Origin of the sequence: Pseudomonas sp. DVZ6, from assembly GCF_024259445.1 — a bacterium.
GTDB classification, from domain to species: Bacteria; Pseudomonadota; Gammaproteobacteria; order Pseudomonadales; family Pseudomonadaceae; genus Aquipseudomonas; species Aquipseudomonas peradeniyensis.
This window is the reverse complement of the sequence record NZ_JANCLM010000006.1, coordinates 1-26,777: the sequence shown is the minus strand read 5'-3', so window position 1 is coordinate 26,777 and position 26,777 is coordinate 1. Positions and strand designations below refer to the sequence as shown.

At 62.6% G+C, this 26,777-nt stretch carries 27 protein-coding genes and 1 tRNA gene; 21 read left to right on the top strand and 7 right to left on the bottom strand.

Annotation, left to right across the window (positions count from 1 at the left end):
• Nucleotides 1-163: 163 nt before the first annotated feature.
• Nucleotides 164-1,222 carry a DNA polymerase IV gene (gene dinB, locus NMG10_RS05065; protein WP_254463943.1) on the top strand — a complete coding sequence of 353 codons (1,059 nt, stop codon included), beginning with the start codon at nucleotides 164-166 and terminating at the stop codon, nucleotides 1,220-1,222.
• A gap of 114 nt (nucleotides 1,223-1,336) precedes the next feature.
• Here the strand turns inward: dinB and NMG10_RS05060 are convergent, their stop codons facing one another.
• The 3 genes from NMG10_RS05060 to NMG10_RS05050 form a co-directional block, all read right to left on the bottom strand.
• Complete coding sequence (locus NMG10_RS05060) at nucleotides 1,337-2,290, bottom strand: hypothetical protein (protein ID WP_203651239.1); 954 nt, start codon at nucleotides 2,288-2,290, stop codon at nucleotides 1,337-1,339.
• 21 nt (nucleotides 2,291-2,311) lie between these two features.
• The gene (locus tag NMG10_RS05055) at nucleotides 2,312-4,027 is read right to left on the bottom strand and encodes a proline--tRNA ligase (protein ID WP_203651240.1); all 1,716 of its coding nucleotides are present in this window, start codon (nucleotides 4,025-4,027) and stop codon (nucleotides 2,312-2,314) included.
• A 157-nt stretch (nucleotides 4,028-4,184) separates the two neighbouring features.
• Nucleotides 4,185-5,480 carry an OprD family porin gene (locus NMG10_RS05050; RefSeq protein ID WP_232857158.1) on the bottom strand — a complete coding sequence of 432 codons (1,296 nt, stop codon included), beginning with the start codon at nucleotides 5,478-5,480 and terminating at the stop codon, nucleotides 4,185-4,187.
• Nucleotides 5,481-6,242: 762 nt separating this feature from the next.
• On the opposite strand from NMG10_RS05050, the gene NMG10_RS05045 reads away from it, so the two are divergent.
• A complete protein-coding gene (locus NMG10_RS05045; protein ID WP_232857159.1) occupies nucleotides 6,243-6,662 on the top strand; it encodes an HIT domain-containing protein in 420 nt (139 codons plus the stop codon).
• A gap of 2 nt (nucleotides 6,663-6,664) precedes the next feature.
• Nucleotides 6,665-6,877, top strand: a complete 213-nt coding sequence (locus NMG10_RS05040) for a SlyX family protein (protein WP_232857160.1) — start codon at nucleotides 6,665-6,667, stop codon at nucleotides 6,875-6,877.
• Nucleotides 6,878-6,896: 19 nt separating this feature from the next.
• Here NMG10_RS05040 and NMG10_RS25955 read toward each other — a convergent pair whose 3' ends face one another.
• Complete coding sequence (locus tag NMG10_RS25955) at nucleotides 6,897-7,490, bottom strand: cold shock domain-containing protein (RefSeq protein ID WP_269806812.1); 594 nt, start codon at nucleotides 7,488-7,490, stop codon at nucleotides 6,897-6,899.
• 268 nt (nucleotides 7,491-7,758) lie between these two features.
• Here NMG10_RS25955 and NMG10_RS05030 point away from each other — a divergent pair, with 268 nt between their 5' ends.
• From NMG10_RS05030 to NMG10_RS04945, 18 genes are all read left to right on the top strand, one after another.
• Nucleotides 7,759-8,232: a Dps family protein gene (locus tag NMG10_RS05030; protein ID WP_084854477.1), complete on the top strand. Its 474-nt coding sequence runs from the start codon at nucleotides 7,759-7,761 to the stop codon at nucleotides 8,230-8,232.
• 182 nt (nucleotides 8,233-8,414) lie between these two features.
• Nucleotides 8,415-8,747, top strand: coding sequence for a ribbon-helix-helix domain-containing protein (locus NMG10_RS05025; RefSeq protein WP_203651244.1), 333 nt, complete (start codon nucleotides 8,415-8,417; stop codon nucleotides 8,745-8,747).
• 89 nt (nucleotides 8,748-8,836) lie between these two features.
• Nucleotides 8,837-9,058: an FmdB family zinc ribbon protein gene (locus tag NMG10_RS05020; RefSeq protein WP_050704473.1), complete on the top strand. Its 222-nt coding sequence runs from the start codon at nucleotides 8,837-8,839 to the stop codon at nucleotides 9,056-9,058.
• Between the two features lie 94 nt (nucleotides 9,059-9,152).
• Nucleotides 9,153-10,928, top strand: coding sequence for an aspartate--tRNA ligase (gene aspS, locus NMG10_RS05015; protein WP_203651246.1), 1,776 nt, complete (start codon nucleotides 9,153-9,155; stop codon nucleotides 10,926-10,928).
• A 110-nt stretch (nucleotides 10,929-11,038) separates the two neighbouring features.
• Entirely contained in the window at nucleotides 11,039-11,791 is a 753-nt protein-coding gene (locus tag NMG10_RS05010; RefSeq protein ID WP_050704475.1) for a YebC/PmpR family DNA-binding transcriptional regulator, read from the top strand.
• A gap of 185 nt (nucleotides 11,792-11,976) precedes the next feature.
• Nucleotides 11,977-12,501, top strand: coding sequence for a crossover junction endodeoxyribonuclease RuvC (ruvC, locus tag NMG10_RS05005; RefSeq protein WP_050704476.1), 525 nt, complete (start codon nucleotides 11,977-11,979; stop codon nucleotides 12,499-12,501).
• Between the two features lie 108 nt (nucleotides 12,502-12,609).
• The gene (ruvA, locus tag NMG10_RS05000) at nucleotides 12,610-13,227 is read left to right on the top strand and encodes a Holliday junction branch migration protein RuvA (RefSeq protein ID WP_232857161.1); all 618 of its coding nucleotides are present in this window, start codon (nucleotides 12,610-12,612) and stop codon (nucleotides 13,225-13,227) included.
• Complete coding sequence (gene ruvB / locus NMG10_RS04995; RefSeq protein ID WP_011535158.1) at nucleotides 13,224-14,270, top strand: Holliday junction branch migration DNA helicase RuvB; 1,047 nt, start codon at nucleotides 13,224-13,226, stop codon at nucleotides 14,268-14,270. The genes ruvA and ruvB overlap by 4 nt, the downstream gene beginning before the upstream one ends.
• A 125-nt stretch (nucleotides 14,271-14,395) precedes the next feature.
• The gene (ybgC, locus tag NMG10_RS04990; RefSeq protein ID WP_186733987.1) at nucleotides 14,396-14,848 is read left to right on the top strand and encodes a tol-pal system-associated acyl-CoA thioesterase; all 453 of its coding nucleotides are present in this window, start codon (nucleotides 14,396-14,398) and stop codon (nucleotides 14,846-14,848) included.
• A gap of 2 nt (nucleotides 14,849-14,850) precedes the next feature.
• The gene (gene tolQ / locus NMG10_RS04985) at nucleotides 14,851-15,546 is read left to right on the top strand and encodes a protein TolQ (RefSeq protein ID WP_023628695.1); all 696 of its coding nucleotides are present in this window, start codon (nucleotides 14,851-14,853) and stop codon (nucleotides 15,544-15,546) included.
• Between the two features lie 14 nt (nucleotides 15,547-15,560).
• Nucleotides 15,561-16,013, top strand: a complete 453-nt coding sequence (gene tolR, locus NMG10_RS04980) for a protein TolR (RefSeq protein ID WP_011535155.1) — start codon at nucleotides 15,561-15,563, stop codon at nucleotides 16,011-16,013.
• Nucleotides 16,013-17,077: a cell envelope integrity protein TolA gene (tolA, locus tag NMG10_RS04975; RefSeq protein ID WP_203651263.1), complete on the top strand. Its 1,065-nt coding sequence runs from the start codon at nucleotides 16,013-16,015 to the stop codon at nucleotides 17,075-17,077. The genes tolR and tolA overlap by 1 nt, the downstream gene beginning before the upstream one ends.
• Nucleotides 17,078-17,124: 47 nt before the next feature.
• A complete protein-coding gene (gene tolB / locus NMG10_RS04970; RefSeq protein ID WP_050704479.1) occupies nucleotides 17,125-18,375 on the top strand; it encodes a Tol-Pal system beta propeller repeat protein TolB in 1,251 nt (416 codons plus the stop codon).
• Nucleotides 18,376-18,429: 54 nt separating this feature from the next.
• Nucleotides 18,430-18,927, top strand: coding sequence for a peptidoglycan-associated lipoprotein Pal (pal, locus tag NMG10_RS04965; protein ID WP_011535152.1), 498 nt, complete (start codon nucleotides 18,430-18,432; stop codon nucleotides 18,925-18,927).
• A gap of 6 nt (nucleotides 18,928-18,933) precedes the next feature.
• Nucleotides 18,934-19,743 (top strand): tol-pal system protein YbgF, encoded by an 810-nt coding sequence (gene ybgF, locus NMG10_RS04960; protein ID WP_050704480.1) that lies wholly within the window; start codon nucleotides 18,934-18,936, stop codon nucleotides 19,741-19,743.
• 160 nt (nucleotides 19,744-19,903) lie between these two features.
• On the top strand, nucleotides 19,904-20,551 hold the full coding sequence (gene queE / locus NMG10_RS04955; RefSeq protein WP_254463904.1) for a 7-carboxy-7-deazaguanine synthase QueE: 648 nt from the start codon (nucleotides 19,904-19,906) through the stop codon (nucleotides 20,549-20,551).
• A gap of 13 nt (nucleotides 20,552-20,564) precedes the next feature.
• Nucleotides 20,565-21,239, top strand: a complete 675-nt coding sequence (gene queC / locus NMG10_RS04950; RefSeq protein WP_203651270.1) for a 7-cyano-7-deazaguanine synthase QueC — start codon at nucleotides 20,565-20,567, stop codon at nucleotides 21,237-21,239.
• A 60-nt stretch (nucleotides 21,240-21,299) separates the two neighbouring features.
• A tRNA-Lys gene (locus NMG10_RS04945) sits at nucleotides 21,300-21,375 on the top strand.
• Between the two features lie 71 nt (nucleotides 21,376-21,446).
• Here NMG10_RS04945 and NMG10_RS04940 read toward each other — a convergent pair.
• The 3 genes from NMG10_RS04940 to NMG10_RS04930 form a co-directional block, all read right to left on the bottom strand.
• Nucleotides 21,447-22,733 carry an FAD-binding oxidoreductase gene (locus NMG10_RS04940; protein ID WP_254463903.1) on the bottom strand — a complete coding sequence of 429 codons (1,287 nt, stop codon included), beginning with the start codon at nucleotides 22,731-22,733 and terminating at the stop codon, nucleotides 21,447-21,449.
• Nucleotides 22,734-22,786: 53 nt separating this feature from the next.
• On the bottom strand, nucleotides 22,787-24,340 hold the full coding sequence (locus tag NMG10_RS04935) for an amino acid permease (RefSeq protein WP_203651272.1): 1,554 nt from the start codon (nucleotides 24,338-24,340) through the stop codon (nucleotides 22,787-22,789).
• Between the two features lie 487 nt (nucleotides 24,341-24,827).
• Entirely contained in the window at nucleotides 24,828-26,597 is a 1,770-nt protein-coding gene (locus NMG10_RS04930) for a phosphoethanolamine transferase CptA (protein WP_254463902.1), read from the bottom strand.
• Nucleotides 26,598-26,777: the final 180 nt, after the last annotated feature.

Below are 26,777 nucleotides of genomic sequence, written 5' to 3'. Positions count from 1 at the left end.
AGTTCAAAAAAACCTTTTTTGTTCAAACCCTTAGCGCTTCAGATCGGGGTGCGCCTCAGTCGCGACGGGGCTTTCAGGCCGATCGTCCTGCACAGACTGTTTAGTGGTGGGGGCATGGGATACTATCTGTATGAATTTACAGTAGTGGCTGTCGTCCATGTCCCTGCGCAAGATCATCCATATTGATTGTGACTGTTTCTACGCCGCCATCGAGATGCGTGACGACCCGCGCCTGGTCGGTCGCCCCATGGCGGTGGGTGGCCAGCCGGGGCAGCGCGGGGTGATCGCCACCTGTAACTATGAAGCGCGTGCCTATGGCGTGCGTTCGGCGATGGCGTCCGGACATGCCATGAAATTGTGCCCGGACCTTGAGATCGTCAAGCCGCGCTTCGAGGCCTATCGCGAGGCGTCGCGGGAGATCCACACGATCTTTCGCGATTACACCGAGTTGATCGAGCCGTTGTCCCTGGATGAAGCGTACCTGGATGTCAGTGACAGCCAGTGGTTTGCCGGCAGCGCCACGCGGATTGCCGAGGACATTCGTCGGCGGGTGGCCCAGCAACTGCACATCACGGTGTCCGCCGGGGTGGCGCCGAACAAGTTCCTGGCCAAGATCGCCAGTGACTGGCGTAAACCCAACGGGCTGTTCGTCATCACTCCGGATCAGGTGGAAGAGTTTGTTTCCCACCTGCCGGTGGCGCGCTTGCACGGGGTTGGCAATGTGACGGCGGACAAGCTCTCGCGCCTGGGGATCGACACCTGCCTGTCGCTGCGCGACTGGTCGCGGCTGGCGCTGGTTCGCGAGTTCGGCAGTTTCGGCGAGCGGCTGTGGGGGCTGGCGCGGGGGATCGACGAGCGTGCGGTACAGAACGACAGCCGGCGGCAGTCGGTGAGTGTCGAGAACACTTACGACCAGGACTTGCCTGATCTGAACAGTTGCCTGGAAAAACTGCCGGAGCTACTGGTCAGCCTGAACGAGCGGATAGCGCGGATGGACAGCAGCTATCGGCCCGACAAGCCCTTCGTCAAGGTCAAGTTCCATGACTTCAGCCAGACCACGATGGAGCAGGCGGGGGCGGGAAGGGATCTGGAGAGTTACCGTCAGTTGCTCAGCCAGGCGTTTGCCCGGGGTGGCAAGCCGGTGCGGTTGCTGGGGGTGGGGGTGAGGCTGCGTGATCTGCGCGGGGCGCATGAGCAGTTGGAGTTGTTCGACGATAAATAGAAGAGGGGCCGCCTTGCGGCCCATCGCGGGGCAAGCCCGCTCCTACAAAGCCAACACAGGACCTGTAGGAGCGGGCTCGCCCCGCGATGGGCTGCAAAGCAGCCCCTTTTCTGTTTACTGCACGCCCGGATCGGCTACCAGGCGCCCGGTGGCCTTGGTCAGGGTCTGCAGGAATTCCTGCTGCAGTTCCGGATCGTTGCGGGTCAGCTCGATCAGGCTCTGCTCCAGTTCACTGGCTTCTTCTTCCAGGCCCAGCTCCGACAGGCGCTTGACCCGGTGCACCCACTGGCCGACATCATCGTCCTCGAGATCGTCGAAGATCAGCTCGTGAGCCTCGAGCAGCTTGCCACGCAGGTTGCCACTGACCAGCAGGCTGGCGTCGCCGCGCACCTGGTTTTCCTCGTCGGCCACCTGCAGGTGCAGGGTGCCGATATGGTTGAGGTTCTGCTCGGAGAACGGGCTGTCGAGCAGGTTCAGGCGCAGCACACCGTTCTTGTCGGTGGTCAGCTCGTGGGTCATCTTGCCGGCTTTGACCTCAACCAGGCGCTCGTTCCACGGCAGGCTGATGGACTCCTCGCGCTTGCCCTTCTCGACCTCGTCGATACCGGCCAGGTTCTGCTGGGCGCGACCGTTGGACGGCACGTTCATGAACGGGTTGACGCCTGCCACGCCATAGCTGAGCCAGTCGTGGGTGACGCTGTCCGGCAGGTTGCCCAGGGCGAACACGTTGACCACATTGGCGCCGATACCGGCCACTACCGCTACCGCACCAAGCGGGATCTCGTAGATCTCCCGCCAGGGTTGGTAGGGGGTGTAGCGGTCGTAGCGGCGGGTCACCTCGAACTCGGTGACCTCGAAGCGCTTGAGCTCATGGATGCGCACACGCCGTTGCGGAAGCTCCATCACCTTCGGCTCGCCGACGTCGATCTGCAGGCTGTGCTCGAGCAGCTTGCGCTCGACGCGCTCCTCGTGGTCGCTGCGCTGGGACATCTGGTTGGCGCAGCCGCTGAGGAACAGGGCGCCGCACAGTGCGGCGCCCCCCAGGGTGTAGGTACTTCGCTTGGACATGATCACTCGCGTAACGGGTTATCAGCGGCGGATTTGGGCCTGCAGGAAGGACAGCGCGTCCGCGAGCGGCAGTGCCTGGGCCTCCGATTCGGTGCGGTGCTTGTACTCCAGGTTGCCTTCGGCCAGGCCGCGGTCGCTGACGACAATGCGGTGCGGAATGCCGATCAGCTCCATGTCGGCAAACTTGATGCCGGGGCTGGTCTTCTTGTCGCGGTCGTCCAGCAGCACTTCGAAGCCGGCAGCGGTCAGTTCGGCATACAGCTTGTCGGTGGCTTCGCGGACCACATCGGTTTCGTAGCGCAGCGGTACCAGAGCGATCTGGAACGGTGCCAGGGCGTCGTTCCAGATGATGCCTTTTTCGTCATAGCTCTGCTCGATGGCGGCAGCGACCACGCGGGACACGCCGATGCCGTAGCAGCCCATGGACAGCACGACAGGCTTGCCGTTCTCACCCAGCACCTGGCACTTGAGCGCCTCGCTGTACTTGGTGCCGAGCTGGAAGATATGGCCGACTTCGATGCCGCGCTTGATTACCAGGGTGCCCTGGCCGTCCGGGCTCGGGTCGCCTTCGACCACGTTGCGCAGGTCGGCAACTTGTGGAACCGGCAGGTCGCGCTCCCAGTTCACACCGAAGTAGTGCTTGTCGTCGATGTTGGCGCCGATGCCGAAGTCGCTCATCAGGGCGACCGAGCGGTCGATGATGCACTCCAGCGGCAGGTTCAGCGGGCCGAGGGAGCCTGCGCCGGCACCGATGGCGGCGCGCAGCTCGGCGTCGGACGCCATCACCAGCGGGTCGGCGACCTGCTCCAGCTTGGCGGCCTTGATCTCGTTGAGTTCGTGGTCGCCACGGACGATCAGGGCGACCAGCTTGCCTTCCTCGGCGCCATGCACGATCAGGGTCTTGACTGTCTTCTCGATCGCCAGGCCGAAGTTTTCCACCAGTTCGGCGATGGTCTTGGCATTCGGGGTGTCGACCAGGCGCAGCTCTTCGGTCGGGGCCGGGCGCACGGTTTCACGCGGGATGGCCTCGGCCTTCTCGATGTTGGCGGCGTAGTCGGAGCTGTCGCTGAAGATCACGTCGTCCTCGCCGGAGGAGGCGAGCACGTGGAATTCATGGGAGTAGCTGCCACCGATGGAGCCGGTGTCGGCCTGCACCGGACGGAAGTCCAGGCCCAGGCGGGTGAAGATGTTGGAGTACGCCAGGTGCATGCGGTCGTAGGTTTCCTGCAGGGAAGCCTGGTCGGCATGGAAGGAGTAGGCGTCCTTCATGATGAACTCGCGGCCGCGCATCAGGCCGAAGCGCGGACGGATCTCGTCACGGAACTTGGTCTGGATCTGGTACATGTTCAGCGGCAGCTGCTTGTAGCTGGACAGCTCGTTGCGCGCCAGGTCGGTGATGACCTCTTCATGGGTCGGGCCGACGCAGAAGTCGCGCTGGTGACGGTCTTTCAGGCGCAACAGCTCGGGGCCGTACTGCTCCCAGCGGCCGGATTCCTGCCACAGTTCGGCCGGCTGGATGCTCGGCATCAGCACTTCGAGGGCACCGGCGGCGTTCATTTCCTCGCGGACCACGGCTTCGACCTTGCGCATCACCCGCAGGCCCATCGGCAGCCAGGTGTACAGGCCGGAGGCCAGTTTGCGGATCATGCCGGCACGCAGCATGAGCTGGTGGCTGATGACCACTGCATCGGCCGGGGTTTCTTTCTGGGTGGCGAGCAAATATTGACTGGTGCGCATGGTGGGCCGTGTCGATTGCCTGAATGTGAAATGACCCCGCATTGTACGGGGGCGAAACGAAAGCGTACAGAATGCAGCACTGGCGCGGTTCTGTCAGCCAAGAAAAAGCCCGGCGATTGCCGGGCTTCTTCATTCGCGGAGCGATGCAAGCGCGGGCTTACAGGATGCTCAGCGGGTACTCGACGATCAGGCGCAGTTCGTCGATCGAGCTGGAGCCGTAGTAGACACCATCTGCGGAGCGGTAGGTGGCTTGACGTACGCGGAAGCTCAAGTCTTTGGCCGGGCCTTCCTGCAGGACGTATTTAACGTCGATATCGCGTTCCCATTCCGAGCCGTTATCGGTAGTGCGGGTCTTGGCGTCGGTACCGCGGGCGTAACGGGTCATGAAGGTCAGGCCTGGGATGCCGTACTCGGCAAAGTTCAGGTCGTAGCGTGCCTGCCAGGATTTCTCGTCTTCGGCGTTGAAGTCCGAACGGGCGATGGAGTTGGCCAGGAACACGGTACCGCCGCCGTCTACGCCATAGGCGTAATCGCCGTCGCCGCTGACTTTCTGGAAGGCCAGGGTGAAGGTGTGGGCGCCGATGTTGTACGCGGCCGAAAGGCTGGCGGCAATGTTGTCAAGTTTGTTGGAGCCGTCTGCCTTCTTGACCCAGGCGCCAGTCAGGTTCTGGCCAATGGACTTGGTGTCATAGATGTTGAAGTCAAACACCAGTCCTTGCTTGTCGCTGATCGGCAGTGCCCAGTTGACGTTGCCGTACCATTTACGGAAGTGATCCTCGACGTGCGAGTAGTAGACGCTGGTGCTCAGGCTATCGGTGATGGCGTAGGTGCCGCCCAGGACATCGGCTTCCTTGAGGCGGAAACTGTCACGGTTGGTTTCTGCTTGAGCGGTCAGGCTGGTGAAGCGACCGGCGTGCAGGGTGAGGCCTTTGATCTCATTGCTGGTGATCAGGCCGCCTTGAGCAATTTCGGGCAGCAGGCGGCTGTCATCGGTAGCAAACACCGGCAAGGCGGTGAACTGATCGCCGACCTTCAGCACGGTGTCGGAGATACGGAACTTGGCTGCTGCGCCAGCCTTCGAGTAGTCGTCCTGGGAGCGGCCGTCGAGAGCGGTGGGGAACAGGCCGGTGCCAGCGCGGCCTTTGCCGCTGTCCAGTTTCAGGCCAAGCATGCCGACGGCGTCGAAGCCTACGCCCACAGTGCCCTGGGTAAAGCCGGATTCGTAGGTACCGACAAAGCCCAGGCCGGTCTCTTCGGCGCGGCTCTGACGGTTACCCTCGTCATCCCGGTCGTTGTTGCGGAAGTCACGGCTGAAATACAGCATCCGGGTCTTGACGTTGAGTTTGCTGTCTTCAAGGAAGCCCTTGGACTCATCCTGCGAAGAGGCGACAGCCAGCTGCGAAGTCCCTGCCGCTACGGCCAGGGCGATCATGCTCCACTTCATCACGCGCATCGTGATTTGCTCCTTTGGTTTTTAGGAAGAGTACCGCCGCACCCGGGTATTTTAATTATGGGGCCGGCTCTTTCTTGTTATGTCGGCGAAAATGTATATCACGCGGACTATTCTTGGCGATATGGGCAGAAACAACCTTTCGGTAACTTTATGGCCATGTCGCTGTTGGTTGTCTCCATGTCGCAAATCACGCCTGTCATATAAGGGCGTACAACTCCAGCGCTGTCTCGAAACCGTCATATTTGTATAAATACAAAGTACGGCTTGTGAAACTCCCTGGTTTATCCGATGCCGCTGTTGTTATTTGTCGCGTTCACCCTGCGATGCAGGGGTCGTGCCGACTTGGCGTGAAGCGAATGCAACAAGCGTGCTCAAAATCACGAACGCTTGATGAAATTTTCACATTTGCCTCGAAAAGACCTGGGAAACCTCCGCAAACACGGGCTGCGGCCGGTATGTCGGTGGGGTGCGATCCTCCCTTGCGTTTGCGTGTGAAGCTGCCTTCCAAGTCAAGGTGTTACCGTCGATTGTTTATCCTGGCTGTTTTATGTGAAGGATGTGTGGCGCTGGCCTGACGAGCGGCATCATTTTGGTGCGAAAAGTAGCGCAGTGTTACCGAAGCGGGGCGTTGATGTTGTCATTCGCGTGCCACAAATGCCCTGGGTCGACGTCGACGGGTGTGGCAGCGGTCGAAGCGGAGTATCCTTGCGCGCCTGTGCCCGACCGCTCGGAAGGGCTGAATCGCTTGTAAGGAGGTTTGCCGTGTTTACCCTCGATTCGCGTCTGCAGGAGGATTCCCTGGTGCTGGGCGACCTGCCGCTGTGCCGCCTGCTGCTGAGCAAGGATGCCAACTACCCCTGGTTCATCCTGGTGCCACGTCGCGCCGATATCAGCGAAGTGTTCGAGCTCGAGGACACGGACCAGCAGCAGCTATGGGTCGAGACGACTGCCTTGGCCGAAGCGCTGAAGGATGCCTTCGCCGCCGACAAGATGAATGTCGCGACCCTGGGCAACGTGGTCAGCCAGCTGCACATGCACGTGATTGTGCGTCGCCAGGGCGATGCCGCCTGGCCTGCCCCGGTGTGGGGCAAGGTGCCGGCCATCGGCTACACCCAGGAGCAGATCGACGGTATTCGCCAGCAAGTGCGCGCGCTGCTGGGCGAAAGCTTCAAGGAGGCGTGAGGATGTCGCAGGAGCTGGAAATGCGCATGATCGAGCTGGAGACCCGCCAGGCGTTCCAGGATGACAGCTTGCAGGCGCTCAATGATGTGATTGTCGAGCAGAGCCGGGCGATCGAACGCTTGCAATTGCAGATGGCGGAGCTGATCAAGCGCTACGAGGAGATGGCCGGCCAGCAGGGCGGCGGGGGAGAGGAAGCGCCGCCGCCTCATTATTGAGCACGGCGGCGGCAAAGGGTCAGCGGCGCGCGACGGCGACCACGTCTTCGGCCTGCAGGCCCTTGTCGCGGTGCATCACCGAGAACTCCACGCGCTGGCCTTCGACCAGAACCCGGTGGCCCTCGCCGCGGATGGCGCGAAAGTGCACGAAGATATCGTCACCGGAGTCGCGGGAGATGAAGCCGAAGCCCTTGGACGTGTTGAACCACTTCACGGTGCCGGTATCGCGATTGCCTGCGTCATGCGAGGTGCCCTGGGTGGAGCGGGCCTTTCGCGTGCCGCGAACGAAGCTGGCAATCAGGTGCAGGGCGCAGGCCAGGACAGCACAGGCCAGGGCTGGCAGGTTGCCCAGCTCCGGGCGGGCCAGCAGGGTGAGGGTCTGCAGCACCACGGCCAGCACCAGCAGCAGGCTGGCGGCGTGTTGCAGTTGCTGGCGCAGGCCTTTGTAGTACTGCGGCAGTACCGGGGCGATGACCAGGTTGATGAGCCCGAGCAGCGCCAGGTAGACGGCCTCGGGTTGTTGCAGGAAGGGTGTTGCGTCAGCTTTCAGGCTAGGTATGAGCGATAGCAGCAACGCCGCCAGGCCCGTCACCAGATGGACGATCTTGAACATTGGTTTGGCTCACATTGATAAGGCCGATCACAGGATGAGCTGGTCGCACGGTGCGCGTGAACGAGTAGGCGCGAAAACGTGGCGGGCCAGCCTATGCACCCGGCACTGACAATCCGCACGGGTGGCACAGTGCCTATTTAACAGCAAAGACGCAGGCTTCTCAAACCGGCTGGCACGGGCGGTCCTGTGCCGCATGCGCCAGCCGGAAACTCTTGTTAGAGTGTTTACTGCCCGCTTGATGATCAAGCCTTATGGAAAGGGGAGCTTCATGGCAATCGATATCGGTATCAGTGAAGAAGATCGCAAGTCCATCGTCGATGGGTTGTCCCGCCTGTTGTCGGATACCTACGTGCTGTATCTGAAAACCCATAACTTCCATTGGAACGTCACCGGTCCGTCGTTCCGCACCCTGCACCTGATGTTCGAAGAGCAATACAACGAGCTGGCCCTGGCGGTCGATTCGATTGCCGAGCGCATTCGCGCCCTGGGCTTCCCGGCGCCGGGTTCCTACGCCTTCTATGCCCGCCACTCCTCCATCAAGGAAGAGGAGGGGGTGCCGCCTGCCGATGAAATGATCCGCCAGCTGGTGCAGGGGCAGGAGGCGGTGGTGCGTACCGCGCGCAGCATCTTCCCGGTGGTGGACAAGGTCAGTGACGAGCCGACCGCTGACCTGCTGACCCAGCGCATGCAGGTCCACGAGAAAACGGCGTGGATGCTTCGAGTCCTGCTCGACGGGAACTGATTGCCGGTTGCTTGTCGTTCTACCCAGTGAATCCGGGCCCGATACCGCCAGCGGTATCGGGCCCGCGTGTTTGCGGGGAAGGGTTTGCCGCTGCTATCGGCCTGGCCGGTGGCGCTTCATGACGGTCATGGACCCATTCGGCTGACGAACGGGGTGTGGTTTCGTGACGATGGAGCGGTGCGATGGGCGATCCGATGCGTGGTATCGATGGTAATGCAAGGCAGGGGGGTGGCAACCCTCGTCTCGACCCGTTCAGGCGGGATTTCGACATGGCCCAGGCCGGGCCCGTGTCGCGCTCGGTGCGGCTCAACGGCTTTGCCACCTGCCTGCGCCTGGAGGTGGTCTACTGGCGCATCCTGGAGCGTATCGCCCAGGCCAACCGCTGTTCGGTGAGCGCCGTGTTGTCCTATGTGGATCGCGAGGTGCACCTGCGCCATGGCGGGGTGAGGAATTTCAGCGGCCTGGTCCGGGTGATCTGTGTCACTTGGCTGCAGGAAGCGCGAGACGCGCACTGATCGCCGGGCTGCGCTGCTCTCCTTTACCATATATAATCCCGCTCTTTGCTGCCTTGGGCAGCGTGCGATGTGGTTGACGAGAGACACCCATGCCCCTGTACGACTATCAATGTGCATCCTGCGAACACCAAATGGAGGTGTTGCAGAAGATCAGTGCCGCGCCGCTGACCGATTGCCCGGCGTGCCAGGCGCCGGCATTGAAGAAGCTGCTGTCGGTCCCCGGCTTTCGCCTGAGTGGCAACGGCTGGTACGAGACCGACTTCAAGACCGGGGCGAAAAAGAATCTGGCAGGCGGCGACAAGGCCGACTGAGTTGAATTGCACCCGCCAGGTCTTGCAGTATTAGCCCCTTGGGCGGCCAAGACCTCCACCGAACACACGAATCACGAGAAGCGAAACCACGATCATGATGCGCAGCCATTATTGCGGCCAACTGAACGAGTCCCTGGACGGCCAGGAAGTCACCCTTTGCGGCTGGGTCCATCGTCGCCGCGACCACGGCGGGGTGATTTTCCTCGACATCCGTGACCGCGAAGGCATGGCCCAGGTCGTGTTCGACCCGGATCGCGCCGAAACCTTCGCCGCCGCCGACCGCGTGCGCAGCGAATATGTCGTGCAGATCACCGGCAAGGTACGCAAGCGCCCTGACGGCGCGGTGAACGCCAACATGGCGTCCGGCGCCATCGAGATCCTCGGCTACCAGTTGAAGGTGCTCAACGAAGCGGAAACCCCGCCGTTCCCGCTGAACGAATACTCCGACGTCGGCGAGGAAACCCGCCTGCGCTATCGCTTCATCGACCTGCGTCGTCCGGAAATGGCCGACAAGCTGCGCCTGCGTTCGCGCATCACCAGCAGCATCCGTCGCTTCCTCGACGAGAACGGCTTCCTCGACGTCGAAACGCCGATCCTGACCCGTGCCACCCCTGAGGGCGCGCGTGACTACCTGGTGCCGAGCCGCACCCACGCTGGCAGCTTCTTCGCCCTGCCGCAGTCGCCGCAGCTGTTCAAACAGCTGCTGATGGTCGCCGGCTTCGACCGCTACTACCAGATCGCCAAGTGCTTCCGTGACGAAGACCTGCGCGCCGACCGCCAGCCGGAATTCACCCAGATCGACATCGAGACCAGCTTCCTCGACGAGTCCGAGATCATGGGCCTGACCGAAAGCATGATCCGCAAGCTGTTCAAGGAAGTGCTGGACCTGGAATTCGGTGAGTTCCCGCACATGACCTTCGAAGAGGCCATGCGCCGCTACGGTTCCGACAAGCCGGACCTGCGTATTCCGCTGGAACTGGTCGACGTCGCCGACCAGCTGAAGGATGTCGACTTCAAGGTCTTCGCCGGTCCCGCCAACGATCCGAAGTGCCGCGTCACCGCCCTGCGCCTGCCGGGCGGCGCCAGCATGCCGCGCAGCAAGATCGACGAGTACACCAAGTTCGTCGGTATCTACGGTGCCAAGGGCCTGGCCTACATCAAGGTCAACGAGCGCGCCAAGGGTGTCGAGGGTCTGCAGTCGCCGATCGTCAAGAACATCCCCGAGGCCAACCTCAACAACATCCTCGACCGCGTGGGCGCCGTGGATGGCGACATCGTGTTCTTCGGTGCCGACAAGTTCAAGATTGTCAGCGAGGCCCTGGGCGCGCTGCGTATCCGCCTGGGCCACGACTTCGAGCTGCTGACCTGCGAGTGGGCGCCGATGTGGGTCGTCGACTTCCCGATGTTCGAAGAGAACGAAGACGGCAGCTTCACCGCGCTGCACCACCCGTTCACCGCGCCGAAGTGCACCCCCGAAGAGCTGGAGGCCAACCCGGCCACCGCGCTGTCGCGTGCCTACGACATGGTCCTGAACGGCACCGAGTTGGGTGGCGGTTCGATCCGTATCCACCGTAAAGAGATGCAGCAAGCGGTATTCCGCCTGCTGGGCATCGAGGCGGCGGAACAGGAAGAGAAGTTCGGCTTCCTGCTCGACGCCCTGAAGTTCGGCGCGCCGCCTCACGGTGGCCTGGCCTTCGGCCTGGATCGCCTGGTCATGCTGATGACCGGCGCCCAGTCGATCCGTGAAGTGATCGCCTTCCCGAAAACCCAGAGCGCCGCGTGCGTCATGACTCAGGCCCCAGGCCTGGTCGATGCCAAGGCCCTGCGTGAGCTGCACATCCGTCTGCGCGAGCAGACCAAGGTCGAGTGATCGACCGGGGCGCCTCGGTCACGGGGTGCCCCCGCGCTTGAGGCGCAGGATTCTTCACGTTCCGCCCTTCGGGGCGGAACCTGTTTCTGTTTCAAGGATTCGGAGTCGTTATGGCTGGTCATTCCAAGTGGGCGAACATCAAGCACCGCAAAGAGCGCCAGGATGCCAAGAGAGGCAAGGTCTTCACCAAGTGGATCCGCGAACTGACCGTCGCGGCCAAGCAGGGCGGCCCTGACCCGGCCTCCAACCCGCGCCTGCGCCTGGCGCTGGACAAGGCCCTGGGGGCCAACATGAGCCGCGACATCATCGATCGCGCCGTGGCCCGTGGTGCCGGCACCAACGAAAGCGACAACGTCGAAGAGCTGAGCTACGAGGGCTATGGCCCGGGCGGCGTGGCGATCATGGTCGAGGCCATGACCGACAACCGCAACCGTACCGCCGCCGCCGTGCGTCATGCCTTCACCAAGTGCGGTGGCAACCTGGGCACCGACGGCTCGGTGGCCTACCTGTTCGAGCGCAAGGGGCAGATCAGCTTCGCCGCTGAGCTTGCGGTCGACGAGGACGCACTGATGGAAGCCGCGATGGAGGCCGACGCCGACGACGTGGTGGCCAACGACGACGGCTCCTTCGAGGTGTTCACCTCGTTCAACAGCTTTTATGCCGTGCGCAATGCGCTCGAAGAGGCTGGCTTCAAGGCCTCGGACGCCGAGATCGTGATGCAGCCGACCACCAGTGCCGAGCTGGACAAGGATGGCGCGGAGAAGGTGCTCAAGCTGATCGACATGCTCGAGGACCTGGATGACGTGCAGAACGTCTACTCCAATGCGCAGATCTCCGATGAGATCATGGAAAGCCTCGGCTAAGGTGTTCTGGCGATCCTTGCCGGTTCTTTGAATTTGTCAGCGCCTGTCCCGGCCCTTTCGCGGGTAAACCCGCTCCCACAGGTACTGCACCGACTCTGAACGTGGTGCAGTACCTGTGGGAGCGGGTTTACCCGCGAAGGGGCCGGCACAGTTTGCCGAGATGCATCAATTTTTCCACAGGCACTATGACTCTGATTCTTGGTATCGACCCCGGCTCGCGCATCACCGGCTTCGGCGTGGTCCGCCAGACCGCCCGTGGTTGCGAATATGTGGCCTCGGGCTGTATCCGCACCGGCGGCGGCGAGCTGCCCGAGCGACTGCAGATCGTCTTTCGTGGCGTGAGCGAGATCATCCGTGAGCATGGCCCGGTGACCATGGGCATCGAACGGGTGTTCATGGCGCGCAATGCCGATTCGGCGCTCAAGCTGGGCCAGGCCCGGGGCGCGGCTATCGTTGCCGCGGCCGAGGCGGGCCTGGAGATCGCCGAGTACAGCGCCAGCCAGGTCAAGCAGGCCGTGGCCGGTACCGGCGGGGCCAATAAGGAACAGGTGATGATGATGGTCATGCACCTGCTCAAGCTGACCCAGAAGCCGCAGATCGACGCCTCCGACGCCCTGGCCATCGCCCTGTGCCATGCCCATACCCGTTCCAGCCTGATTCCCCATGGGCTGGCGACGGCGCGGCGGCGCGGCGGGCGCTTGCGTCTGTAACCGCTTCATGCGCTGATACACATTTTGTCCGGGTGGCGCGCGCTCCCGGCGCATTTGCTGATAGGGTGGACCGGTTTTCGACCGGCGCCCGAGAGGAAGGAACGGAACGTGATTGGACGTTTGCGTGGCACCCTGGCGGAAAAACAGCCGCCGCACCTGATTATCGACGTCAACGGCGTGGGCTATGAGCTCGAAGTGCCGATGACCACCCTGTACCGCCTGCCCAAGGTCGGCGAGGCAGTGACCGTGCACACCCACCTGGTGGTACGCGAAGACGCCCACCTGCTCTATGGTTTCGCGGAAAAGCGCGAGCGCGAGCTGTTCCGCGAGCTTATCCGCCTGAACGGCGTAGGGCCGAAGCTGGCGCTGGCGCTGATGTCCGGCCTGGAAGTGGACGAGCTGGTGCGCTGCGTGCAGGCCCAGGATGCATCGGTCCTGGTGCGTGTGCCCGGTGTCGGCAAGAAAACCGCCGAACGCCTGCTGGTCGAGCTCAAGGACCGCTTCAAGGCGTGGGAAACCTCCCCGGCGATGTTCACCCTGGTCTCCGACGGCCCGCTGCCGGCGGCCAGTGAGTCCTCGGCCGAGGCCGACGCGGTCAGTGCCCTGGTCTCCCTGGGCTACAAACCACAGGAAGCGAGCAAGGCGATTGCCGCGATCAAGGACAAAGCCGGCCTGAGCAGCGAGGAATTGATCCGTCGCAGCCTTAAAGGGATGATTACCAAGTGATCGAGACCGACCGCCTGATTGCCGCCTCCGGACGTGACCGCGAAGAGGTCCAGGACCGTGCGATCCGCCCGCTGCGCCTGGACGAGTACATCGGCCAGCCGGTGGTGCGCGAGCAGATGGCGCTGTTCATCCAGGCCGCGCGCGGGCGCAACGAGTCTCTCGACCATACGCTGATCTTCGGCCCGCCCGGCCTGGGCAAGACCACCCTGGCCAACATCATTGCCCAGGAGATGGGCGTGTCGGTCAAGAGCACCTCGGGCCCGATCCTCGAGCGCCCGGGCGACCTCGCGGCAATGCTGACCAACCTCGAACCCCATGACGTGCTGTTCATCGACGAGATCCACAGGTTGTCGCCAGTGGTCGAGGAAGTGCTCTATCCGGCGATGGAAGACTTCCAGCTGGACATCATGATCGGCGAAGGCCCGGCCGCGCGCTCGATCAAGCTCGATCTGCCGCCGTTCACCCTGGTCGGCGCCACCACCCGTGCCGGCATGCTGACCAATCCGTTGCGTGACCGCTTCGGTATCGTCCAGCGCCTGGAGTTCTACAGCAACAAGGACCTGGCAACCATCGTCAGCCGTTCGGCTGGTATTCTCGGGCTGCCGATGGACGACAAGGGTGCCTTCGAGATCGCCCGTCGGGCGCGGGGCACGCCGCGGATCGCCAACCGCCTGCTGCGGCGGGTGCGCGACTTTGCCGAAGTGCGTGGCAAGGGCGAGATCACCAAAGCCGTGGCGGACATGGCGCTGAACCTGCTGGATGTCGACGAGCGTGGCTTCGATCACTCCGACCGGCGTCTGCTGCTGACCATGATCGAGAAGTTCGACGGCGGTCCGGTGGGGCTCGACAACATTGCTGCGGCGATCGGCGAAGAGCGCCACACCATCGAGGACGTGCTCGAGCCCTATCTGATCCAGCAGGGCTACATCATGCGTACCCCGCGAGGCCGCGTGGTGACCCGACACGCCTACCTGCATTTCGGCCTGAACATCCCCGGGCGCTTCTGCGAAGGTGGCGAATATGCCGCCCAGGACGACGAATGACAGATCGAATCGGGAATTTCGTGGTCCTAGCGCTGGCACGCCGCAGGCTCGCTGGCAATAGGACATTATTGATGAAAAAACAGTTACCGCGGCGGATTGGCAAGTTCAGGAGTAACCACTAGAGTATGCGCGCGCAAAATGGGCTGGAACCGTTCGCACACCGCTGTCGCGTCTATTACGAGGATACCGACGCCGGTGGCGTGGTGTATTACGTCAACTACCTGAAATTCATGGAGCGCGCCCGCACCGAGCGGCTGCGTCACCTGGGGTTCTCCCAGGCCCAGCTGGCGCAAGACAACCTGCTGTTCGTGGTCCATTCCAGCGAGGCGCGCTACCACGCGCCGGCCCGCCTGGACGATGAGCTGCGGGTGACCGCGCAAGTGCTTGAACTGAATCGTGCCAGCCTGCGCTTCGTGCAGCAGGTGTGGCGAACACAGGATGAAGTGCTGCTCTGCGAGGGGCAGTTCCTGGTGGCCGCCGTGCGCGCCGACACTTTCAAACCCCGGGCCATTCCCCCAGAACTGCGCGACGCATTCCTGGCGGACGGCGCGGGTACTCAATCGAACGCAGGAGAATAAGCGTGGAAGCAAACGTCGTCGACCATACCTCCATGTGGAGCCTGGTCGCCAATGCCAGTGTCGTGGTTCAGCTGGTAATGCTGACCCTCGTGGCAGCCTCGGTGACCTCTTGGATCATGATCTTCCAGCGCAGCACCATGCTGCGCGCCGGTCGTCGTGCACTGGACGCTTTCGAAGAGCGCTTCTGGTCGGGCATCGACCTGTCCAAGCTGTACCGCCAGGCAGGTAGCAACCCCGATCCGGACTCGGGTGTCGAGCAGGTGTTCCGCGCCGGCTTCAAGGAATTCTCGCGTCTGCGCCAGCAGCCGGGTGTTGATCCGGACGCGGTCATGGAAGGTGTCGGTCGCGCCATGCGCGTGGCGATCTCCCGTGAGGAAGAAAAGCTCGAGCAGAGCCTGCCGTTCCTGGCCACCGTCGGTTCCACCAGCCCGTACATCGGCCTGTTCGGTACCGTGTGGGGCATCATGAACTCGTTCCGCGGCCTGGCCAGCGCCCAACAGGCGACCCTGGCCACCGTGGCTCCCGGTATCGCCGAGGCCCTGATCGCCACCGCGATCGGCCTGTTCGCCGCGATCCCGGCCGTTATCGCCTACAACCGTTTTGCCGCGCGCAGTGAAGTGCTGATTGGCCGCTACTACACCTTCGCCGACGAGTTCCAGGCGATCCTGCACCGCAAAGTACATACCAGCGAAGAGTGATCAGGTAGAAACCCATGGCCCGAGTTCGCCACAAACGCAAGCCGGTCGCCGAGATGAACGTGGTGCCCTACATCGACGTGATGCTGGTACTGCTGGTCATCTTCATGGTGACCGCCCCCATGCTCAACCAGGGCGTGAAGGTGGATCTGCCCAAGGTTTCCAGCGAAGCCCTGCCGCAGGACAACAACGTCCAGGTCCTGACCATCTCGATCAAGGCCGACAAGACCTACTACTGGAACCTTGGTAGCGAAGTAGACACCGACAAGCAGATGGACAAGGCCATGACCTTGCCGGAAATGACCGGTGCGGTGACCAAGATCATCGCCGCCGGCCGTGACCAGGGCAAACAGACCCAGGTCTTCATCCGTGGCGACAAGGCCGTCGACTACGGCGCGGTCATGGGCGCCATGGGCGGGTTGCAGAAGGCCGGTGTCGGTAACGTTGGCCTGATTACCGAGGCGCCCTGATGCAGCAGCGAGAGCCATCCGCCTCGGAAAGCTACTTCTGGCCCAGTGTCTGGGCCATCGGCCTGCATGTGCTGGTGTTCGGCATGCTGTTCGTCAGCTTTGCCATGACCCCCGAGCTGCCGCCGTCCAAGCCCATCGTCCAGGCCACGCTCTACCAGCTCAAGTCCAAGAGCCAGGCGACCACCCAGACCAATCAGAAGATTGCCGGGGAGGCGAAGAAAACCGCCTCGCGCCAGACCGAGGTCGAGCAGCTGGAGCAGAAGAAGGTCGAGCAGGAGGCCGTGAAGGCCGCGGAACAAAAGAAAGCCGACGCCGCTCAAAAAGCCGAGGAAGCTCGCGAAGCCGCCGAGGCGAAGAAGGCTGAGGCCGCCGAGCAGAAGAAAGCCGCCGAGGCCAAGAAAGCCGAGGAAGCGAAAAAGGCCGCTGAAAAGCAACAGGCTGACATCGCCAAGAAGAAGGCTGAGGAAGAGGCCAAGAAACAGGCCGACGAAGAAGCCAAGAAACAAGCTGCGGAAGAGGCGAAGAAGAAAGCCGCCGAAGACGCGAAGAAAAAAGCTGCCGAGGACGCCAAGAAGAAAGCGGCGGCCGAGGACGCGAAGAAGAAGGCAGCTGAAGAGGCCAAGAAAAAGGCCGCGGCAGACGCCCAGAAGAAAAAGGCACAGGAAGCGGCCCGCAAGGCGGCGGAAGACAAGAAGGCCCAGGCGCTCGCCGAGCTGTTGTCCGACACCACCGAGCGGCAGCAGGCGCTGGCCGACGAGCAGGGTGACCAGGTGGCCGGCGACTTCGACGACCTGATCCGCATGCGCGCGGCCGAAGGTTGGGCGCGTCCGCCATCTGCGCGCAAGGGCATGACGGTAGTTCTGCAGATCAACATGCTGCCGGACGGCACCATCACCAACGTGAGTGTGGCCAAGTCCAGCGGTGACGGTCCGTTCGACAGCTCGGCCGTGGCCGCGGTGAAGAACATTGGTCGGTTGACCGAAATGCAGGGCTTGAAGCCGAGCGATTTCAATCCGTATCGTTCATTCAAGATGACATTTACACCTGAGGATCTAGCGTTGTGATTAAACGTCTGAGAGGACTCCTGGTCTTGCTCTGCTGCGTGGCAGGCATGGCCATGGCAGAGGAAAAGAACATCCTGGTCACCAGCGGTAGCGACCGGGCAACCCCCATTGCGGTAGTACCGTTCGGCGTGCAGGGCGGCAGCGTGCTGCCCGAGGACATGGCCGACATCATCAGCAACGACCTGCGCAACTCCGGCTACTATGGGCCGATCCCGCGGCAGAACATGATCAGCTTGCCGACCCAGGCCAGCGAAGTGATCTTCCGTGACTGGAAAGCCCTGGGCGCCCAGTACGTCATGGTTGGTAGCATCGTCCCGGCAGGCGGCCGCCTGCAGGTGAGCTACGCGCTGTTCAACGTCGCCACCGAGCAGCAAGTGCTGACCGGCAGCGTTGCCGGCGGCGTCGACCAGTTGCGCGACATGGCCCACTACATCGCCGACCAGTCGTTCGAGAAGCTCACCGGTATCAAGGGTGCGTTCTCGACCCGCATGCTGTATGTGACTGCCGAGCGTTTCTCGACCAACAACACCCGCTACACCCTGCAGCGTTCGGACTACGACGGTGCCCGTGCAGTGACCCTGTTGCAGTCGCGTGAACCGATCCTGTCGCCGCGTTTCGCGCCGGATGGCAAGCGTATCGCCTATGTCTCGTTCGAGCAGAAGCGTCCGCGCATCTTCATCCAGCACATCGACACCGGTCGTCGCGAGCAGATCACCAACTTCGAAGGCCTGAACGGCGCTCCGGCCTGGTCGCCTGACGGCACCCGCCTGGCGTTCGTGCTGTCCAAGGACGGCAACCCGGACATCTACGTGATGAATGTGGCCTCGCGCCAGATCACTCGTGTGACCGCAGGCCCTGGCATCAATACCGAGCCGTTCTGGGGCAAGGATGGCAACACCCTGTACTTCACCTCCGACCGTGGCGGCAAGCCGCAGATCTACAAGCAGTCGGTTGGTGGCGGTGGCGCCGAGCGCGTGACATTCGTGGGTAACTACAACGCCAACCCGAAATTGTCGGCGGACGAGAAGACCCTGGTGATGATCCATCGCCAGCAGGGTTTCACCAACTTCAAGGTGGCCGCTCAGGACCTGCAACGTGGAAGTGTAAAGATTCTCACCGAGACCAGTCTTGATGAGTCTCCCACTGTTGCGCCAAACGGCACCATGCTAATCTACGCCACCCGCCAGCAGGGCCGGGGAGTCTTGATGCTCGTGTCGCTTAACGGCCGCGTGAGGCTCCCACTTCCTACCGCTCAAGGCGAAGTCAGAGAACCGTCCTGGTCCCCTTACCTGAACTGATTGCGGCGTAACACGTTTTGCTTAACACACTGGGGTTTCATTAGGAGTTTCACGATGGAAATGCTGAAGTTTGGTAAATTCGCTGCGCTGGCTCTGGCCATGGCTGTAGCTGTAGGTTGCTCCTCGAAAGGCGGTGACAACGCTGGTGAAGGCGCTGTTGACCCGAACGCTGGCTACGGTGCCAACACTGGCGCTGTTGACGGCTCCCTGAGCGAAGAAGCCGCCCTGCGCGCAATCACCACCTTCTACTTCGAATACGACAGCTCGGACCTGAAGCCAGAAGCCATGCGCTCCCTGGACGTTCACGCCAAGGACCTGAAGTCCAACGGCAACCGCGTTGTCCTGGAAGGCAATACCGACGAGCGCGGCACCCGCGAGTACAACATGGCTCTGGGTGAGCGTCGTGCCAAGGCCGTTCAGCGCTACCTGGTTCTGCAGGGCGTTTCCCCTGCTCAGCTGGAACTGGTTTCCTACGGCGAAGAGCGTCCAGTTGCCACCGGCAACGACGAGCAGTCCTGGGCTCAAAACCGTCGCGTAGAACTGCGTAAGTAAGTTCTTATGCGTATGTGCCGTCGTGCTGTAACCGTCCTCGCACTCAGCCTGCCCCTTTCGGCGTGGGCTGCGGTTCCCGTAGTAGATGACAACGCGGGTGGCTATCCACCTGCGGGTTATGGCACGAGCGGCGCCTATGCCGGAGCAGGGGCTTCGGCCCCTGCTTCTGCAAATGGCCAGCTGTTCATGCAGCTGCAGCAGATGCAGGACCAGATTTCCCGCCAGCAAGGCATCATCGAAGAGTTGCAGAACGATGTGTCGCGCATGAAGCAGGAAAACCTCGAACGCTACCAGGATCTCGACCGCCGCCTCAGCAGCGGTGCCGCGCCTGCCGCGACTCCAGACAATTCCTCCACCGGTGGCGCGAACAACGCAGCCACGGGTGCCGCTGCCGGCGCCAGCGCCGCGCAGCCACCGGCCGCCAGCAGCGAGCCGGGTGATCCGGCGAAAGAGAAGCTGTATTACGACGCCGCTTTCGACCTGATCAAGCAGAAGGACTTCGACAAGGCCAGCCAGGCCTTCAACGCCTTCCTGCGCAAGTACCCCAACAGCCAGTACGCCGGCAATGCCCAGTACTGGCTTGGCGAGGTCAACCTGGCCAAGGGCGACCTGCAAGGCGCCAGCCAGGCCTTCGCCGAGGTCGGCCAGAAGTACCCGAAACACAGCAAGGTGCCGGATTCGCTGTACAAGCTGGCCGATGTCGAGCGCCGCATGGGCCACACCGACAAGGTCAAGGGCATCCTGCAGCAGGTCATCACCCAGTACCCCGGCACCTCCGCCGCGCAACTGGCCCAGCGCGACCTGCAGAAGCTCTGAGCGACCCGTTGATGAAGAAACCCGCGCCTATCGCGGGTTTTTTCGTTAGAATCACTGCCCTTTTTTCTTAAACACGCTGCCGCGGATAACGCCATGTCGAGTCCGCGACAGTGCCTGACGGAGGCGGACAGCCTGTTCAGCTGTCACGCCCGTGGCGATCATGCAAGACACATTACGCATCACCGAAGTGTTTTACTCGTTGCAGGGTGAAACGCGAACGGCCGGGCTGCCCACGGTTTTCGTGCGCCTGACCGGTTGCCCCCTGCGCTGCCAGTACTGCGACAGTGCCTACGCCTTCAGTGGCGGCACTATTCGCACCCTCGACTCGATCCTCGAGCAGATCGCCGGCTTCAGGCCGCGCTACGTCTGCGTGACCGGCGGCGAGCCGCTGGCCCAGCCCAACGCGCTGCCGTTGCTGCAGCGCCTGTGCGATGCCGGTTACGACGTGTCGCTGGAAACCAGCGGCGCCCTCGATATCAGTGGTGTCGACACCCGGGTCAGCCGCGTGGTCGACCTCAAGACCCCGGGCTCGGAAGAATCCCATCGCAATCGCTACGAGAACATCGAGCTGCTGACCGGCAATGACCAGGTCAAGTTCGTCATCTGTTCCCGCGAGGACTACGATTGGGCGGTTTCCAAGCTGATTCAGTACAACCTGGCCGAGCGCGCCGGGGAAGTGCTGTTCTCGCCCAGCTACCATCAGGTGAGCGCCACCGACCTGGCCGACTGGATCGTCGCCGACAACCTGCCCGTGCGTTTCCAGCTGCAGCTGCACAAGCTGCTGTGGAACGACGAACCCGGACGTTGAGGAGAAAAAAGACATGACTGACAAACGCGCGGTAATCCTGCTGTCCGGTGGCCTGGACTCGGCCACCGTGGTGGCCATGGCCAAGGCCGACGGCTACCAGTGCTACACCATGAGCTTCGACTACGGCCAGCGCCACCGCGCCGAGCTCAATGCCGCAGCGCGGGTGGCCCGTGACCTGGGCGTGATCGAACACAAGGTGATCGGCCTGAACCTCGACGGCATCGGTGGCTCGGCCCTGACCGACAGCAGCATCGATGTGCCCGAGGCGCCGAGCGAGGGGATTCCGGTCACCTACGTGCCGGCTCGCAACACCGTGTTCCTGTCCCTGGCCCTGGGCTGGGCGGAGGTGCTCGAAGCCCGTGACATCTTCATTGGTGTCAACGCCGTGGACTACTCCGGTTATCCGGACTGCCGCCCGGAATTCGTCGAGGCCTTCGAGCGCATGGCCAACCTGGCCACCAAGGCCGGTGTGGAAGGGCAGGGCTTCCGTATCCAGGCGCCGTTGCAGAACCTGAGCAAGGCGCAGATCGTCCAGGCGGGCATCGCCCGTGGCGTGGACTACAGCCTGACCGTTTCCTGCTACCAGGCTGATGACGACGGGCGTGCCTGCGGCAAGTGCGACAGCTGCCGTCTGCGTGCCGACGGCTTCAAGGCGGCCGGCATAAAGGACCCCACCCGGTATTTTTGAATTTTTTGCGATGGGGTGTTGATTTCCTCTGAGAAATCAGTAATATACGCGCCATCCAACGGGTCGTTAGCTCAGTTGGTAGAGCAGTTGGCTTTTAACCAATTGGTCGTAGGTTCGAATCCTACACGACCCACCATATGCAGTACGAAAGAGCCCGCCTTCATGGCGGGCTTTTTCATGCCTGTCGAAAAGTGCCCTGGCCCACTGTCAACGATTCAACCGCCGCGCATCGAAGGCATCACGCGCCTGGTAGGCAGTGTAGGTGGCCTGCGCGGCCACCAGGCCGGCCAGGCCGAAGGTACGTTCGAGGCCGAACTGGCTGAAACCGCTCGGGATCGGCAGGCGACGGGCGATGGCGTCCGCCAGCACTTCGCCGGCGACCGTGGTCGGGGCCATGCCGTGGCCGCCGAAGCCAACCGCGTGCCAGATGCCATTGTCGTCCTGGCCGATCTGCGCCATCTGGTGGCGTCCGTAGCTCATCAGGCCGCCCCAGGAATACTCCAATTCCACGTCCTCGAGTTGCGGGTAGACGCTTGCCAGGTCGGCCTTGAGCAGCCTGGCGATGGCCTGCGGCCCGCGATCGAGAATGGAGATGCGTCCCCCCCAGAGAATTCGGGTGTCTTTCAGCGGGCGGTAGTAATCGAAGGCGAAGCGTGTGTCGTAGATGGCTGACTGGCAGTTGATGGCGTCCGACAGGCGATCGCCCAGTGGTGGGGTGGTCACCACGTAGGTGGCGATCGGCAGAACGGCGCGTTCGATTGGGGCGTAGACGCCGCGGGCATAGCCCCCTGCGCTGAACACCACCTCCTCGGCATGGACTTCGCCCTGGCCGGTGCGCACGATGTAGCCGCCGGCCTTCTTCTCGATGCCGGTCACCGGCGACTGCTCAAAGATCGTCACCCCGGCCTGGGACGCGGCCTGGGCGAGGCCGCAGACGTACTTGAGCGGGTGGAAGTGGAAGGCGTTGCGCTCCAGCAACCCGCCGTAATAGCGCTCGGTCCTGAGCTGTTCCTTCAGGTCTCCGGGTGCGATGTATTCCCAGTCGACGCCATAGGCCTGCTTCATCAGCTGGCGCGGTTTCTCCAGGCGCGACGGGTCGTTGAACCAGTTGGCGAGGATCACGCCCTGGTCGACCAGGTCGCAGTCGATGGTGTAGCGGCGGGTGCGTTCGCGGATCAGGTCGACGGCGTCGAGTGTCAGCCGATACAGCTTGCGGGCCTCGTTGGCGCCCAGCGCCGACAGCAGGTCGGCGTTGCCGAGGCTGTAGCCGCCGAAGACAAAGCCGCCGTTGCGTCCCGAGGCGCCATGGCCGACACGTTGCGACTCAAGGAGTGTCACATCGCTCACCCCGCGCTCGGCAAGCCCGATCGCGGTCGACAGGCCGGCCAGGCCGCCACCGAGGATGCATACGCGGGTATCGGTGCGGCCGCTTTGGGCGGGGTAGAAGGTTCTGCTGGCGGTGGCTTCGTAGTAGGAGTCGAAGGTGCTGTTCATCAGGGTCCCGGAGCAGTGATGGGCGGACCGGAGCGGGTCCGCCAATGGAGTGTTCAGGCGGGCTGCTGGCTGGCTGCGAGCGCATCGCCGGCGGGCTCTGCCTTGCTGCGTTCGGCCTTGCGCATCTCGATGCTGGAGAAGTCCATTTCCCTGTAGCGCACCACCCTGGAACCTGTCATCAGCTTGTGCCCGAACCAGACCACCACGAACAGCACCAGACCGACGTAGGTGGCGAAGGCGCCGATCCAGTCGATCTGCCCGCCGATGAATGCCTGGTAGTTCTGTCCGAGCATCACCACCATGCACAGGCCGAAGGCGAACAGTGGGCCGAACGGGAAGTACTTCGACACATACGGCAGTTTCGCCAGGTCGTTGCCATGGAACAGGTAGCCGCGGCGGAAGCGGTAATGGCTGATCGCGATACCCAGCCAGGCGATGAAGCCAAGCATGCCGGAGGTGTTCAGTAGCCACAGGTAGAGCTTGCCGGGGCTGAACAGGAAGCTCAGCAGGCACAGGCCGGCGACTGCGGCGGTGGCCAGCAGCGCCCAGACCGGCGTGCCGCTGCGAGTTACCCTGGCGAAGATGGCCGGCGCCTTGCGCTCCAGCGCCAGGCTGTAGAGCATGCGCGAGGAGGCGTACATGCCCGAGTTGCCGGCGGACAGCACCGAGGTCAGGATCACCGCGTTCATCACGGCGGCGGCGGCAAGCATGTCGGCCTTGGTGAAGATCAGGGTGAACGGGCTAATGGTGACGTCCGACAGTCCGTCCTTGAGCAGCCGTGGGTCGGTGTAGGGGATCAGCAGGCCGATCACGACGATGGTCAGCACGTAGAACAGCAGGATGCGCCAGAAGATCTGGCGTACGGCCTTGGGAATATTGCGCCCCGGGTTTTCCGTTTCGCCGGCGGCGATGCCCACGAACTCGGTGCCCTGGAACGAGAAGCCGACGATCATCGCCACGCCGATCAGCGCTGGCAGGCCGCCGGCGATGGGCGCGTCGCCGATCTGCCAGAGATGGGCGCCGCCGTCCTGGCCGCCTTCGAGGATGCCCAGCAGCATCAGCACGCCCACGGCGATGAAGATGATGATGGTGATGACCTTGATCAGGGCGAACCAGAACTCGGCCTCGCCGAAGAAGCGCACCGAGGCGACGTTGAGGGCGAACAGCAGTACCAGGAAGGCCGCGCTCCAGATCACCCCGGGGGTGTCCGGGAACCAGTAGAGCATGATGATCTGCACGGCCACCAGGTCCACGGCGATGGTCACGGCCCAGGAGTACCAGTAGTTCCAGCCCAGGGCGAAGCCGAAGCTTTCTTCGACGTAGCGCGAGGCATAGGTGGAGAACGAGCCGCTGACCGGCATGCACGCGGCCATTTCGCCGAGGCTGGTCATCAGGAAGTAGACCATCAGGCCGATCACCGCGAAGGCCAGCAGCGCGCCGCCGGGGCCGGATTGGGCGATGGTGGCGCCGGAGGAGACGAACAGGCCGGTGCCGATGGAGCCGCCGATGGCGATCATGTTCAGGTGGCGGCTGGTGAGCGTGCGTTTGAGGTGTCCGGAAGGCGGGGTTGCGGCAGTCAAACTTGCGTTGTTGTTCGAATGGGTCATGGGCAACCTATTGGATCTGCATTCGGGTGAGTTGTTGTTTTTGTTGTGATCTGACCACTTCCAGTTGCAGTTGACGGGCGCGGTTTGGGCGCCGGTCGGCCGGCGGCTTCTCCAGTGCCGCGGCGGTCGCGATTGCATTGATTGAAATCAGTATTGGCGTTGAAAGGTGTTCGCAACAAACGACAATTATTTGCTACATCATTCCGTTTTGGAATGTTTGATTTCGTCGTTTTGATGATGTGCCAATGCGGGTGTTTGCACGTACTCATTTGAATTGCCCATGATTACTGGGGTGTATTGACGTCATTGTGGAGTGGAATATTGTCGTTTTGTAATTGTCATGAAATGTACGAAACAATATGGCAGAAATTTATTCATCATTGATGCAGCAAAAAACCGATACCTGGGGGGCCAGATATCGGTTCTTGGGGGGGCGTGTCCCTTCAAGCGGAGGGACTGGTGTGAGGGGCGGCCTTGTCGCGGGCTGTCAGCCTTCGTCAGGGCGAACCGTGCTGCTGCTGGCGGTCCGCTGTTGCTGTTTCGCCCGGGTGTCGGGCAGGTTGTCGAACGCGTGCAGCCCGTTTTTCGCGTACGGGTCGCCGATCCAGCGTGGGCTGGCGGTGAACGCTTCGTTGACCAGGCTCTTGGCCGGCTCGTAGCGGTCGTAGCTCAGGCCCGCCAGGTCGGACAGGGTGTGGATCAGGTGTGCGCTGCTATAGGGGCGGTTGGTCATCGACTGCAGGTCGCGCGGGTGCCCCGCCTGCCAGCTGGGCGAGGTCCAGAGCAGGAAGGGGATGGTGTACATCGGCCGGGTCGGGGCGGCCTCGTTGCGGCCGAGGCGATCATGATTGCCGGAGCTGTAGACGTCCTCGCCATGGTCGGAGAGGTACAGCAGGAAGCCGTTCGGTGTGCTGGCCGAATAGCGCTTGATCAGGTCGGACACGACGAAGTCGTTGTAGCGCACGGCGTTGTCATAGAAGTTGTAGGTTCGTACCTGGTCGGGGGACAGCGCCGCCGGCGCGCCGGTGTTGTCCTTGAAGTGGTCGAAACCGGCCGGATAGCGGTAGCGGTAATCCATGTGCGTGCCGAGCAGGTGGACGATGATCAGCTTCTTGCCGGCCGGGTCCTGCAGGGCTTTTTCGAAGGGCTCCAGCACCACGCTGTCGTACTGGCTGGCGTTCTGGTTGCGCTGGTTGTTCAGGTAGACCGGCACGTCCGTCTGCTGCGAGAAGGTGGTGAGCATGGTGTTGCGCTTGGTCATCGTCTGCTGGTTGGTGATCCAGAAGGTCTTGTAGCCGGCCTGTTTCATCAGGTTGATCAGCGATGGATCGGTGAGGAAGCGGTCGGGGTGCTGTTGATCGCCGAAGGTGAGGATCTGCTGCATCACCTCGATGGTGTACGGGCGTGGCGAGACGACGTTGCGGAACACGGTGAGGCCCTTGTCGCGGGCGGCCAGGGCATCGAGGTTCGGTGTGGTGTCGCGGTTGTAGCCGTACAGGTGCATGTGTTCGCGGGTGGTGGACTCGCCCAGTACCAGCACCAGGGTGCGCGGCGCGTCGCCGCTGTTGTCCTTGAGGTCCTGCAGCGGCGGCAGGGCGGCATTCTGTTCCAGCAGGGCCTGCATGTTGTCGAGCTGCTGGCGGTACTGCCGGTAGCCGACCACCAGTTGCCAGGGCACCGCGGCCGCCATGCGCTGTTCGACCTTTTCCTGGGCGTCGGCGAAGCTGCGTTGCTGGGAGACCATCTGTTTGTAGAACGGGTAGCCCAGGGTCGCTGTCAGCAACAGGACGACCACCGGCAGGCGGCTGTACCGTGGCAGGGTGACCGGGCGTATGCGTCGCCACAGCAGCACGGCGATCGCGCTGTAGAGCAGCAGCCCCAGGCACAGCCAGATACTGAAGTACTGGCTGAAGTATTCCCCGGCTTCGGCGGTGTTGGACTCGAACATCACGAAGATGACGCTTTGCGAGAACTCCTGGCGGTAGATGCCGAAATAGCTCAGGCCGACCAGCGAGCTGGCCCACAACACCAGCCCGATCAGCGCGGCGAGGGGGCGGGTCAGGCGTGGCAGCAGCAGTACTGGGGCCAGCCACAGGCTGCTGAGGAACAAGGCGTCGCGAAAGCCGGCAAAGCCGGTGGTGCCGCTGAACAGCAGCAGGGCCTGGGTGACGCCGGAGAAGTACCAGAAGAACAGCAGGAGCCAGCCGAGGCCAGACCAGTCGATGGATTTGCTAGCGGGGGGAGTTGTACGGGACACGTGTGCCTCAGAGAGCGGTTGCCTGCCGGATCGGTTGGCAGGCGACGCTAAAGGGGGGAGCGTGAAAAGATCGTCAACAATTCATGAAAGTCCCGGAGAGACCGACGAGTGAGATACAAGTAACTTGCTCTTGTTATTCGCTCTTGTAGTTGCTGTTTGCTTTTGCTTCTAAGCGCGCGA